The following is a 12,473-nucleotide window of genomic DNA, read 5'->3' on the forward strand; positions in this document are numbered from 1 at the left end:
TTTTCTGTGAGACGAGTCGCTTACAGTTTGAAACGGTAGATCAGCTCTTGCAGATCGGCTGCGATGCTCGACAGCGAGTGGGCGGCCGACGCGATCTCCTGCATCGACGCCAGTTGCTCTTCGGCGGCTGCCGAGACGTTTTGCGTGCCGGACGCCGCCTGCTCGGAAGCGCGGGAGATGGCGTTCATCGAGTGCACGACCTGTTCGCTGTTGCCCGTCATCTGACGGACGGCGACAGTCACTTCCGAGATCTGCATCGTCACATCCTGGATCGCCTGCTGGATGCGGGCAAACGCGTCGCCCGCCTCGTTGACCACGTTGATGCCGCTGAGCACTTCTTCGGTGCCCGCTTCCATCGACGCGATGGCGATGTCGGTCTCGCCTTGGATGCCGAGGATCAACTCGGAGATCTGCTGCGCCGAAGCGCCGGACTGCTCCGCCAGTTTGCGTACTTCATCGGCGACGACGGCAAAGCCGCGGCCGTGCTCACCGGCGCGCGCCGCTTCGATGGCTGCGTTGAGCGCGAGCAGGTTGGTCTGCGCGGCGATGGTGGTGATCACCTCGACGATCTGACCGATCTCGTGCGAGCGCTGGCCCAGCGAACCGATGACGCCCGACAGTTGGCCGACGGTGGAGTTGATCGAGTGCATCTGCCGGATCGCCTGCTGGATCGAGGCGTTGCCGTCGTGCGCCAGATCGGACGCCGTCTGCGCCGTGCGGGAGACGGTGTTCGCGTTGGTCGCGATCTGCTTGATGCCGATCGACATCTCGCTGATCGCCTGCGAGCTCTCTTCCACGTTGATCACCTGTTGATCCGCACCGCGCGCCACCTCTTCGATGGTCTGCGCGATATGCTCCGTCGCTTGACTGGTCTGCTCGGAGGAGGCGGTCATCTCTTCCGACGAAGCGGCCAGCGTCTCCGCCGTGTCGCTCACCTCGGCGAGCACCGTGCGCAGCGATTCGCGCATGCGGTTGAAGTTCTCCGCCAGATCGCCAAACTCGTCGCGGTTTTTGATCGACACTTCGGCGGTCAGGTCGCCTTGGCCGATCCGCTCCGCTGCGTCGGTCACGGTGCGCAGCGGACGCACGATGGAGCGAACCATCAGGAGGCTCACTGCCACCCCGATCACCAGCGCGATGGCCAGGACGGTCAGCATGGCGTTAAAGATCGGCTGAGAGGCTGCCTCGGCTTCATTCAGATAGAACGTGCCGAGCACGCGCCAACCGGTCTGCTCATGCTTGGCAAAAGCCACCGCTTTGGTTTCGCCCTCCCACTCATACTCGGTGTTGCCGTTGTCCGAACTGAACACCGTTTCGAGGAAGGCGGCCTCGGCGACCTCTCCGAGCTTTTCGGTCGGATGATACATATAGTGGCGCTCGCTGTCGAGAATGATCGGATAGCCTTCCATGCCGATGTTGATCGACTTGGCGACCTCCCCGAGCGACTTGAGATTCAAATCCAACGCCATGACGCCGGAGCCATCCGATAACGCTTTGGCGATGGTGACGATCACGTCATTGGACGTGGCGTTCACATAGGGAGCCGTGACGACCACCTTGCCTTTTTTCGCCATCGTCTCTTGGTACCACGGACGTTTGCGCGGGTCAAAATCGGCCGGGAGATCTTGCTTGGGCGCGAGAATCATCTTGCCTGTCTCGGTGCCGACATACGTATTCATGATTTCAGGATGCGATTTTCCGAATTGTTCCAGCTGTTTGAACAGTGCTTTTTGATCCGCCTCTTCCTTATAAGAAGCGGCTGTCAGCGAATCCGCCATGAAGGACACATTTTCCATGCCTCCCGTGACGACGCGGTCGAGAAGTTGCACGAGCAGGTTGACACTTTCCGTCGCGTTTGCCGTCAATTGTTCCTTGACTTCCTTTTCTGCGTTTTGGTAGGACAGGAACCCCACCGACAGACAAGGTACGATCAGGATCAATGTGGCGAACAGGATCAGTTTGTTCCGCACGTTCAAACGAAACCATTTCTGTTTACGCATTTCGTGCTCCAATCCCCCTCTGAAAAACTGATGATGGTTACGAAGAAAGTAATTCGACAATTCATGCGAAATTCCTACAATGCGGGATAAAAGAATGCTTCCAGCTTATAATTTCCACTAAACGACCAAAGACTGTTGATGTCAGGTTGATTCCGAATTCCTGATCCCTTTTTCGCCTTTCCAGCCCTCGACAACAAAAAATGAAGAGTGTATAATACGGGAAATAGAAAAAATCGAACATTAACACACAAACAGACAGGAAACGTTCGATATTTTGGAGGAGGACGGAACCATGACTTTGGAACTAAAAGGCAAGCCCGTCGCAGATCAGATTCGGGAAGAGGTACTTCGTGAGGTGGAGGCGTGGAAAGCGCGCGGCATCGTCCCCAAGCTCTGCACCTTGATCGTCGAAGGCGATCCGGCGTCGCTTTATTACGCGGAAGCAAAAGGACGGGCTGCGGAAAAGCTCGGCATCGAGTATGAACTGCACAAATTCCCGGCCACCGTCAGCGAAGGATTGTTGCTCGACGTGATCGGCCGTTTGAATCGCGACCCGGAGGTGCACGGCATCATGCTGGAACTGCCGTTGCCCGCCCACCTGCACGCCCCGAAGATCGCCGAAGCGATCCTCCCGCAAAAAGACATCGACGGCCTGCATCCGGACAACCTGCTCGCTGCGATCAAGGAGACGACCGGCCTCTATCCGGCGACTCCGAAGGCATGCATCGCCCTCCTCACCCAATACGGCCATACGGTCAAAGGCAAGCACGTCGTGATGGTCGGTCGCGGCGCGACTGTCGGTCTGCCGCTGATGCACCTGCTGCTCAATGCGGGCGCGACCGTCACCGTCTGCACCTCGAAAACGCCCGATCTCAGCGTCCACCTCAAACAGGCGGACATCGCCTTCGTCGCCGTCGGCCGCGCCGGGCTGATCCAGCCGGAGATGGTGCATGAAGGGCTGATCCTGATCGACGCCGGCATCAACGAGACGGCGGACGGCAAGATCGTCGGCGATGTGAGTGCCGACTGCCTCGCATCTTCCGCCGGCCTCTCACCTACTCCGGGCGGCGTCGGCACCGTCACCACGGCGATGCTGTTCCGCAACTTGATGGATGCGATGGACCTGCAGATTCCCGTCAAGGAGGCTCGCTAACGATGACGACTTTCGATCAACCGATCCGCACCTTCCTCACCGCGGCCGCTTCCGACTCGCCCACCCCGGGCGGCGGCAGCGTCGCCGCGCTCGTCGCAGCCCTCGGCGCTTCGATGACTTCGATGGTGGCCAACCTCACGCAAGGGACCAAATTTGCCGACGTGGAAGCACAGATGCAAGCGTTGGCTGCCGAGTTGCAGCGCACCATGCAAACGGCGGAAACCCTGCTGGAACAGGACATGGTCTCCTTTGACCACTACATGTCGGCGCTCAAGCTGCCAAAAGACACCGACGAACAAAAAGCGGCCCGCACCCTGGCGATCCAAGAGGCGACCGTCAAAGCGACCGCCGTCCCCCGCGACCTCGCACAGCTCTGCAACACCGTGCTGCGCCAATCGCTTGTGATCGCGGAGAAGGCCAATAAAAACGTGATCTCCGACCTCGGCATCGCCGCACTGCTAGCCGAAGCGGCCGGGCAATCAGCGATCCTGACGATGGACATCAACCTACCGTATCTGAAGGACGAAGCGGCACGAGAGACATTTACCCGCGACCGCAACGCCTTTTTGGAAGAAAACGCCCGCCTCAAAGATGAGATCGTCGCGATCACCCGTCGTCGGCTGGGCTACTAAAAAAACCACCTCTCGCGAGGTGGTTTTTTTTCTGTCTCTGCTCTTACACATTCAGGTACGAGAGGGCCGCACTCGCCATCTCCGGGTCGAATGAGTCGACCGAAGTGCCGATCGCCATCATCAGGAAGAGGAACGCCACGTACGCCGCGATCAGGACGAAGAACATCAGCGCATAGATGATGAACGGACCAAAGAACGCCTGTGCCACCGACACGTTGTCGTAGATCTTGCGGATCGCGATCACGCGCACGATCACTTGGTAGATGTACATGCCAAACGACACAAGGTTTGACACGCCGCTCCACACGAGCATCCCGATCATCGCCGGCAACATCTCGTCGGGCATTTCGTCTGTGCCTTCCATCTCGCTCATCATCGCCGCTTCGAAAAATGCTCCCATGTCAAAGAACAGCGGCACAAGCAGCGACAAGAGCAGCGTCGGGAACATCATGATCCACAGCGTATACGGCTGTACCAGTCGGAGCAAGCGGGCTTTTTCCCCGCGATTTTCTGTCTCGCGCATCTGGCGGGACGCGACGATCCACAGCCCCACCTGCACGAACCATGAGAAGAAAAACCGGCTGAGCAGGATAAAGACGGCCGTCGCCAAGATCGCCACCACAAAGACCCCGATCATCACCCAGGACATGATCTCCGCATCGGTCGATCCAAAGCCCCCCGGCATCAGTTCAAACGCGTCGGTGAGCGAGCGGGAGAAGAAGATGCCAAACAGGAACAAAAGCAGCGCATGCAAACCGATCAGCAGGAACGTAGCCCCCCAGGACTGACCGTTATTGCGCTCTGCAAGCAACCGGTCGAGTGTCCGCTGCGGACGGAAAAAGATCGAAAACACGTGTTTCAACATAAGCAGGCCCCAACCTTCCACCATTTGGATAAATTCAGTTCAAGTATAGCATGTAAACAAGCTGTTGAAGCAACAAAAAATCACGTAAAAAGGAGGCCCGTTTTGCGGCCTCCTTCCTTGTGCTGACCTACGCGCTTTGCAGCATCGGCACGACCGAGCGCAGCGTGTCATCGTCAAGCCTCGTGGCGAGGCCGAGAAACAGCTTTTTCGCCTCTGTGTCGCCGAGTTTGGCATACATCGATTTGGAGAGCCCCATCTGAGCGAGCAGCCCATTGAGTTTCATGCGCGGCGTCGTCTCCAGTTCGCTCCAGACTTCATCGAGGATCGATTGACGAGTCTCCATGGGAACACCCCTTTCGCACAAGGTACCTATAGAGTGCCCTCGACCGGCGAATTCTTTCCTCAGTCGACCCAACCGCCGGACACCGGATAGCGGTAAAACTCATTGTCCAGCGTGCGAATCACGGCGATGATCGTAAAGATGATGCCAAACAGACCCACAGCCGGAGCCAGCAAGAACCCGATCAGCACCACCATTAAGATCGTAGCGACAAACCCGGCCCCGATCAGGAACAGATGGAACACCAACGCCTGTTTGGCATGATGCTTCACAAACGGGTCGTCACTTTTCACAGCCAGCAGGATAATCGGAATGATCAACGGCAGGAAAAACGCCGACACATGAGCCAGCACCGCCATCCAACGATTTTCAGTCGAAAAACTCATCTCGTCTCCCCCTTTTCTTTGCTTATCATTACGTACAGAGGGCGCGAACGTTTCATCCTATTTTTAGAAACGGAAAGAAAGAACGTGTACAATGCAAGTAGATAGCTATCCTGCCGAGGAGCGTGAACATCTTCCCATGTCTACCACCCACAAGAAAACCGCCCTGCTCGCCGGAGCGACCGGCTTGGTCGGGAGCGAAGCGTTGCGGCTGTTGCTGGCATCCGGCGACTACGCGAAGGTCGTCGCCTTCGTCCGCCGCCCCATTCAACAACTCTCGCATCCGAAACTGGAGCAGGTCATCGTCGACTTTGACGACCTTGCCCCGCATGCGCATCATTTCCAAAATGCCGACGTCTACTGCTGCCTCGGCACCACGATCAAGATCGCCAAGACTCGCGAGGCGTTTCGGAAAGTAGACTTCGACTACCCGCTCCGCCTTGCCGAACTGGCCAAACAAAACGGAGCCCGCCAGTATCTGATCATCACCGCGCTCGGCTCCGATGCCAACTCATCCGTGTTCTACAACCGCGTCAAAGGCGAGGTCGAGCTTGCCCTCCGCGCGCTCGACCTGCCCGCTCTGCGCATCTTCCGGCCGTCTCTCCTGCTCGGCGAGCGCACTGAGTTCCGCTTGGGCGAAAAGGTCGCGTCCTGGTTCTCCTTCGCCATCGTCGGCCCGCTGAAAAAATACCGCCCGATCCACGCCCGCACCGTCGCCCGCGCCCTGTTGCACGTCGCCCTGCACGACACTTCGACCGGGACCCGCGTGTATGAATCGAACGAGATGGAAAAACTCGCAACCGCCCCCATATAAATCGGTCAGTTGTGGTATCATGTAGGGCGAGGTGAACACCACATGGCCACTCTGTCCTACAACGCGACGATCCACATCCACCCCCGCGGGCAACGGGCGATTCAGGTCGCGACCGCCTGCGTTGAATTTATCAACCGACAATTGGTGCTGACCGACATCCGCACCCCCGACGGCATGTGCTGGGAAGGCCCGGTCGAACCGGACGACCTCGGACGCATGCTCGTCACCGACTATCTGATCATCCTCGAAGGCGGACGCACCTACCGCGTCTCCTCGACCGAAATGTCCGACCGCTGGTATGTAAGGATGGTGAAAGAATGACCCGCATCGTCTTTTTTGACATCGACGGCACATTGCGCCTCGACGGCGCGTTTCCCGATACGGCTCAGCAGGCGATCCGTCTGCTCAAAGAAAACAACATCACGCCGGTCATCGCCACCGGCCGCTGCGAGCACGAAGTCAAAGCGTGGCGCGAGGAACTGGACATCGAATGGGCTCTGACCTGCAACGGCGCCCACATCGGTCAGAACGGCCGGACGATGCCGGGCAGCATCGCCTTTGACCCGGACGTGATCGACCGCTGGCTGCGCATCGCGGACGGCCGCCACACCTTCCTGCTCTACGGGGCGGAACGGATGTATGCGACCCGCCTCGACTGCCCGCATCTCGCGCAGGCCAGACAGGAGATCGGCGGATTTGACGATCCGTACCCGGCCAAGGCGGGCGACTCCCTGCCCCCGATCTACCAAGTGATCGTCTTCTGCGACGAGACGGCCGAACGCCTCTACAGCGAAGGCCACCCCGAGCCGCTCTACGTCCACCGCTGGCGGGAGTGGGCGATCGACATCAACCCGCACGACGTGAACAAAGCGGCCGGCGTCTTGAAACTGCTCGACCTGCTCGACATCCCGGTCGCCGAGTCTGCCGCGTTTGGCGACGGCAAAAACGACATGGAGATGATCACCGCCGTGGGCACCGGCATCGCGATGGGCAACTCCTGCCCGGAACTGCTCGCCTGCGCCCCGCACACGACGCTGCGGATCGAGGAGCACGGCATCCTGCACGGCGTCAAACACCTGATCCTCGGTCATCCGCTCCCAGACGAAAAAACGACCACCGGCAGCCCTCGCTAGGCTCGGTGGTCGTTTTTTGTTTGCAGCGGGATCGAGATGACAAACGTCGTGCCCGCCCCCTCTGCGGAACGTACCTGCAGCGCGCCGCCGTGTCCTTCCACAATGCGGTGCGAGATCGGCAGCCCAAGTCCCGTCCCGTGGTCTTTCGTCGTATAAAACGGTTCAAAGATATGACACAGATCCTCCGCCGGAATGCCCGGCCCTTCATCGACCACGAAAAACTGCACGCGCTGCCCGTCCGGATCATCTTGCACCCGCAGCGTCAACCGACCGCCCTGGGGCGTGACGTCGAATGCGTTTTTGCACAGATTTAAAAACACCTGCTTCATCTGCTGCACATCCAGGAACAGAGCGGGCAACACATCCGGCGCTTCCACATGCAGCAGCACGCCCCGCAGATGCGCCTCCGACTCGACCAGCCGCACCACGTCGGCGACAAAGCTTCGCGTGTCCACCGACGACCGCAGCGGCGCTTGCGGACGGGACACCATCAGGAAATCGGACAGAATCGTATTGGCCCTGTCGATCTCCGGCAACAACAGCGTTTTCGTCAGGTCGAGGAAATACTCATCTTTCACTCCGCCGTCCGCATACAACTGCAAAAATCCGTCCACCGTCGTCAACGGATTGCGAATCTCATGGGCGATCCCCGCCGCAAACTGCCCGATCAATGCAAATTTTTCATTGCGATCCACCGCCTCGCGCATCTGCACCAACTCGGTCTGATCGTCGAAGATCAAAATATAGCCCACCGTCATCCCCTGCGCGTTTTTGATCGGGTTGCCCGACACGCGCAGCAACAACCGCCGACCGGCGATCCGACCGGCATATTCGATCTCGCGAATCGGCGTCCCCCGCTCCATCAACGGGATCAACGGCGGATATTCACCCGTTAACTCGTTGCGACCCTCGACATACTTCTCAGTCAGATCCCCCATATACTGGCCGAGCACATCTTCCGCACGCAAACCGAGGATCTCTTCCGCCTTGTGATTAAATCCGGTGACGGTGCCCTCCCGGTTGAGGATCAACAGCCCGCTGTTCATCGAGTTGAGCACAAAGGAAAACTGCTTTTGCAGGTTGAGCAGACGCTCCTTTTCACTGACCGACTGGAAACAGACGGAGACCACCCCGTTGATCGATCCTTCCGGATCGGCGAGCGGGATCAGATGTTTGTCGTTCATCATCAGACCTTCCTCCGTGGAGAACGACTCGATGCGGATCTTGACCCGTTCGCCCGCGCACACCCGCTCCCAGGCTCCGATCGGGTCCTCGTGATCGTTGTACTCCCCCGCCAGTTCGGCGCGGGTTTTGCCGATCACCATCTCATTGGTGGTGCCGCTCTGTTCATGGCAGTTCTTGTTGGCATACAAACAGCGGCCCTCGGTGTCATAGACCACCACCGAGATCGGCAACGCTTCCAGCACCTGATTGCGCTGCCACTCGTAGTGGCGGGCCTGCTGCTCCGAACGGCATTGATGGTACCCTTCCAGCATGCGGTTGGTGTACCGGTGGATCGCTGCGGTCAACAACACCGGATCGTCACCCCGCTCCTGTCGCGACACCAACTGCCTGTGGATCGCGCGAGACAACTTGAGCAAACGTTCCAGCGGTACTTGCCGCTTTGCCATCCGATAGCCAAACTCATACACCCATCGACCGGACGCGTCAGATGCATCAACATCATCCATCGCATCCGGGTCACTGTTGCGCATCGTCTCCTCAAGATGCGCGACCAACAGCTTTACACAGGCAGTCAGCTCATCCCGCTCTTCTTCATGCAAATATTCACTTATCTCAGCCCACACATTTTGGACCATCATATCCACCATTTCGGCTCACCTCGAACAGTTTCACTTCTTGTACCTATTGGCTATCGGGAGCTACAATCCTCTAACCCGCTAAAGTAAAAAATCCGACCTCGCCGGAGGTCGGATCTTGATCTAAGACTGGGTGTTTGGTTGCTTCGGACGACGTCTGCGTCTGCGGCGACGGGGCGAGCGTTTGGTCTCGCCTTCCTCGCCCGCTGCCGCTCCTTCCGCATTCGACGGCTCGACCGCAGCTGCCGGTGCGTTCACCGCTGCCTCGCCGCCGGTCGCCGTCTCGTCCCGCTTCGCCTTTGGCTTGCGCGAACGCTTGCGGCGCTTTTTCGCCGGCTTCGGTGCCTCGTCAGACACGGCCTCCTCGCTCGGCTCAAGATCAGACTCAGCCAGAGACGCCTCTTCGACATCGTCCAGCAGATCGTCTTCCTCTGCATCCCGCGCCTCCACCGCCTTGCCGCGCGGTCCTCGGGACGTTTTGCGAGGCGGTTCGAGCTCCATCCACGTCGAGACTTTCAGGTCGTCCCAGCGCAGATAGAAGCGCAGATCACAGCGGATCGCCGCCAAGAGCAGATTGTTGCGGACGTGATCGCGATTTTTCAGGATCAGGGCTTCCGTCTTGTTGGTGCCCTTCTCCAGATCCAAAAACTCGCTCAGTTCCGGATATCTCTCGATCACCTTGAGCGCATGCGGACGACGCAGCCCGGACACGCCTTTGATGTTGTCGGTGCGGTCGCCGAGCAACGCTTTGAGCGCGGGCAGTTGCTCCGGGTCCACTTGAAACATCGACTTCATGTTGCGCATCGTCACCCACTGACCGGTGAAGATCCCGCTGTTGACCAGATAGAGTTGCGTCTTTTGCGTGATCAACTGTGCAAGGTCCATGTCGCCGGAGACCAGCGTCACGCGCTGGCAACGGTTCATCTCTTCGGCCCGCTGTGCGATCGTGCCGATCAGGTCGTCACCTTCGTAGTCGGTCGCATAGTAGAACGGAATGCCCTCTTCCCGGAAGCGTTTGTAGATCTCCTGCTTCAGCGGGTGGACTTCCTTCGGGCGCTCCTTGCGGTTCGCCTTGTAGATCGGCGAGAGGCGATGCCGAAAGTTTTGACCGTCGTTGTCGAAGATCACCGACATGTGGGACGGTCGGAACCGGCGTACCAATTTTTTGATCGTCGTCGTGTACTGCGCGCACGCTTTGGCGACGATCCGGTCGGTCGCCTCTTCATAGTCCCCCCGCTTCTTCGCCTTGGCGATGTGGCGGTAGAGGACCGAATACATGATATGATTGCCGTCAATCAGCAGGAGTTGCAAATGTAGTAGCCTCCACTTCTCTTACAGCTCGTCCTCGATCTCTTCCAAGATCATCAGCAGGTCGCGGCGCAGCACATGGCCCGCCTCTTCCACGCTCATCCGTTGCAACGGCGTCACGTGCCCGTCCTGCTGCACCTGCAGCGCTGCCTCGCCCGTTTGCTCGATCAGCACTTGAAACCGCACATCTTCGCTCAGATGTTTATATTCGACGATCAGCCATCCCCCACCTGCCAACGGTTGCGGGTCCTGCGGCGAGCGCGTGCGCTCAAAGCCGGCCATCCGCTCCGGGAACGGGGTGTGCTGCATCGTCTGGAGCAACTGTTCGTGATTCATCTCTTGACAACTCCTTCCGGCGCAGTCGTTCACTCTCCATTATGCGCTTTTCGGGCCGCTTTGAAAATATTTCCGGGCAAAAAAAGACGGGGCAGTTGCGGCGACCGCTGCGGGTCGCCTCGCCTCCCCCGTCTGCTTGCTATTCTTTTTCCCGATTGGTGTGCTCATCGGCAAGGCCGTATCCGTCCTCTTCACCTTCCACCGGGGGCTTGTCTGTCAGTCCCGGCTCGATCTTCGCCCAGATGTTCAGGTCGTTGATCACGCTGGCGATGGCAAAGTATTCCTCGTACAACTCACACACGCGATCCCAGTCGTCCTCTTCGGAGATCGCCTGGTGTTTGGCGTTGATCTCGTCTTCCAGCTCTTTGATCCGGTCCGGGATCCGGGCTTTGATCCGCTCCCATTCCTCGATCATCTCGGCTTGCTCGTGCAACGGGTACATCCACCAGTCGCGGTCGGTCTCCGGCAGCCGGATGCCGAGCCGCTCATTGAAAACGAAGCGAAAGCCTCTCTCTGCTGTCATCACGGCTTCCCTCCCGTTTTTTAGAAATGTGCCTTTGCCATATCCTCGTACGCACTGCGCGACAGGATGTTCAGGTCGCACACGATGCTGGCGAGGTCCATCATCTCCGTGTTCAGATCGTGCATCTCATCGGCCGTCTCGACCGTGTACATCGCTTCCAATTTTTCCATCATCTTCGCTTCCAGCTCTGCAACGCGGTCGGTCATGTTGGCGCAGATCAAGATCCATTTGCTCCAGACCTGTTTGCGTTCCTCTGCGCTCAGTTTCGACAGATCATACTCTTGGCGAAGCAGGTAAACGCCCATCCGTGTATCAAAAGTAAAAGCCTCGTGCATCTGGCTCTCCTTCTTTCTATTAAAGAATTCTCTCCGTACAATTCTAATAGTTGATAGGTCAAGGGTCAACGGTATCTCTTACCGCAGGGCGGGAAATCGCCTACAGGCATCCTCAACAGCGGCGACGAGATCACAAAAAGAGCCTTGGGCAGCAGACCCAAGGCTCTTTTTGTGTGATGCGAGGACATTTCTATCGATCCCACGGTTTGCGCGACTCGAACAGTTCGGCGATCGCGCGGCTCTGCTGACGGCGCAGACGGCGGGCATCGGCCCGCTCCGGCGCGCTGTCATACAGGCGTTGCTCCTCCTCTGTCTCCGGGATGACGCCCGGCACGAGGATCGGTTTGTTGTCCGGATCGAGCGCGACAAACGTCAGGAACGACGTGGCGCAAATCGCGCGCTTGCCGGTCAGCAGATCCTCGGCTACGACCTTGACGAACACCTCCATCGAGGTCTTGTGGGTCCACGTGACAAACGATTCGAGGCAGATCGAATCGCCTTCGCGGATCGGGTTCAGGAAGTCGACCGAGTCGGTCGAGGCGGTGACCACGCGCTGACGGCAGTGACGCATCGCCGAGATCGCGGCGATATCGTCGATGTAGGCCATGACCTTGCCGCCAAACATTGTGTGGTGGTTGTTTGTATCGGGCGGCAACACGATGCTCGCCTTAACAGCCCGCGATTCACGGACACTTTTTTTCGGCAGTGGCATTTGTTCGGACATAGACGTCCCTCACTCTCGAGTTTGGAAATTCTTTCTTCATTATAACGGATTCCCGCGCCTTTGCATGCATTCCGCTCATAGACGCACTATCAAAAAGATTCAGACGG

Annotated in this window: 15 protein-coding genes; 5 read left to right on the top strand and 10 right to left on the bottom strand. The window is 58.4% G+C overall.

What is annotated here, in order from left to right:
- Nucleotides 1–20: 20 nt before the first annotated feature.
- Nucleotides 21–2,000 carry a methyl-accepting chemotaxis protein gene (locus tag OS242_RS07445; RefSeq protein ID WP_267151049.1) on the bottom strand — a complete coding sequence of 660 codons (1,980 nt, stop codon included), beginning with the start codon at nucleotides 1,998–2,000 and terminating at the stop codon, nucleotides 21–23.
- A 292-nt stretch (nucleotides 2,001–2,292) separates the two neighbouring features.
- Here OS242_RS07445 and OS242_RS07450 point away from each other — a divergent pair, with 292 nt between their 5' ends.
- Complete coding sequence (locus tag OS242_RS07450; protein ID WP_267151050.1) at nucleotides 2,293–3,153, top strand: bifunctional 5,10-methylenetetrahydrofolate dehydrogenase/5,10-methenyltetrahydrofolate cyclohydrolase; 861 nt, start codon at nucleotides 2,293–2,295, stop codon at nucleotides 3,151–3,153.
- 2 nt (nucleotides 3,154–3,155) lie between these two features.
- Nucleotides 3,156–3,785, top strand: a complete 630-nt coding sequence (locus tag OS242_RS07455) for a cyclodeaminase/cyclohydrolase family protein (protein ID WP_267151051.1) — start codon at nucleotides 3,156–3,158, stop codon at nucleotides 3,783–3,785.
- Nucleotides 3,786–3,828: 43 nt separating this feature from the next.
- Here OS242_RS07455 and OS242_RS07460 read toward each other — a convergent pair whose 3' ends face one another.
- From OS242_RS07460 to OS242_RS07470, 3 genes are all read right to left on the bottom strand, one after another.
- Entirely contained in the window at nucleotides 3,829–4,650 is an 822-nt protein-coding gene (locus OS242_RS07460) for a hypothetical protein (RefSeq protein ID WP_267151052.1), read from the bottom strand.
- A 127-nt stretch (nucleotides 4,651–4,777) separates the two neighbouring features.
- On the bottom strand, nucleotides 4,778–4,993 hold the full coding sequence (locus OS242_RS07465; protein WP_267151053.1) for a hypothetical protein: 216 nt from the start codon (nucleotides 4,991–4,993) through the stop codon (nucleotides 4,778–4,780).
- Nucleotides 4,994–5,052: 59 nt separating this feature from the next.
- Complete coding sequence (locus OS242_RS07470; RefSeq protein WP_267151054.1) at nucleotides 5,053–5,376, bottom strand: DUF4870 domain-containing protein; 324 nt, start codon at nucleotides 5,374–5,376, stop codon at nucleotides 5,053–5,055.
- Nucleotides 5,377–5,512: 136 nt separating this feature from the next.
- Here OS242_RS07470 and OS242_RS07475 point away from each other — a divergent pair, with 136 nt between their 5' ends.
- From OS242_RS07475 to OS242_RS07485, 3 genes are read left to right on the top strand one after another with little or no spacing between them, the layout of a single operon-like run.
- The gene (locus OS242_RS07475; protein ID WP_267151055.1) at nucleotides 5,513–6,187 is read left to right on the top strand and encodes an oxidoreductase; all 675 of its coding nucleotides are present in this window, start codon (nucleotides 5,513–5,515) and stop codon (nucleotides 6,185–6,187) included.
- Between the two features lie 42 nt (nucleotides 6,188–6,229).
- Nucleotides 6,230–6,508: a hypothetical protein gene (locus tag OS242_RS07480; protein ID WP_267151056.1), complete on the top strand. Its 279-nt coding sequence runs from the start codon at nucleotides 6,230–6,232 to the stop codon at nucleotides 6,506–6,508.
- A complete protein-coding gene (locus OS242_RS07485; protein ID WP_267151057.1) occupies nucleotides 6,505–7,320 on the top strand; it encodes an HAD hydrolase family protein in 816 nt (271 codons plus the stop codon). Before OS242_RS07480 ends, OS242_RS07485 begins: the two co-directional genes overlap by 4 nt.
- Here OS242_RS07485 and OS242_RS07490 read toward each other — a convergent pair.
- The 6 genes from OS242_RS07490 to OS242_RS07515 form a co-directional block, all read right to left on the bottom strand.
- Nucleotides 7,317–9,152, bottom strand: a complete 1,836-nt coding sequence (locus OS242_RS07490; protein ID WP_267151058.1) for an ATP-binding protein — start codon at nucleotides 9,150–9,152, stop codon at nucleotides 7,317–7,319. The two genes, OS242_RS07485 and OS242_RS07490, sit on opposite strands and share 4 nt — an antisense overlap.
- 111 nt (nucleotides 9,153–9,263) lie before the next feature.
- Nucleotides 9,264–10,451: a 5'-3' exonuclease gene (locus tag OS242_RS07495; protein ID WP_267151059.1), complete on the bottom strand. Its 1,188-nt coding sequence runs from the start codon at nucleotides 10,449–10,451 to the stop codon at nucleotides 9,264–9,266.
- A 21-nt stretch (nucleotides 10,452–10,472) separates the two neighbouring features.
- Nucleotides 10,473–10,784, bottom strand: coding sequence for a hypothetical protein (locus OS242_RS07500; RefSeq protein ID WP_267151060.1), 312 nt, complete (start codon nucleotides 10,782–10,784; stop codon nucleotides 10,473–10,475).
- A gap of 139 nt (nucleotides 10,785–10,923) precedes the next feature.
- Complete coding sequence (locus OS242_RS07505) at nucleotides 10,924–11,307, bottom strand: hypothetical protein (protein ID WP_267151061.1); 384 nt, start codon at nucleotides 11,305–11,307, stop codon at nucleotides 10,924–10,926.
- A gap of 20 nt (nucleotides 11,308–11,327) precedes the next feature.
- Entirely contained in the window at nucleotides 11,328–11,642 is a 315-nt protein-coding gene (locus OS242_RS07510; RefSeq protein ID WP_267151062.1) for a hypothetical protein, read from the bottom strand.
- A gap of 190 nt (nucleotides 11,643–11,832) precedes the next feature.
- Nucleotides 11,833–12,366, bottom strand: coding sequence for an acyl-CoA thioesterase (locus OS242_RS07515; protein ID WP_407702099.1), 534 nt, complete (start codon nucleotides 12,364–12,366; stop codon nucleotides 11,833–11,835).
- Nucleotides 12,367–12,473 lie beyond the last annotated feature (107 nt).

The sequence above is a fragment of the Tumebacillus lacus genome, from assembly GCF_026410385.1.
Taxonomy (GTDB): Bacteria; Bacillota; Bacilli; order Tumebacillales; family Tumebacillaceae; genus Tumebacillus; species Tumebacillus lacus.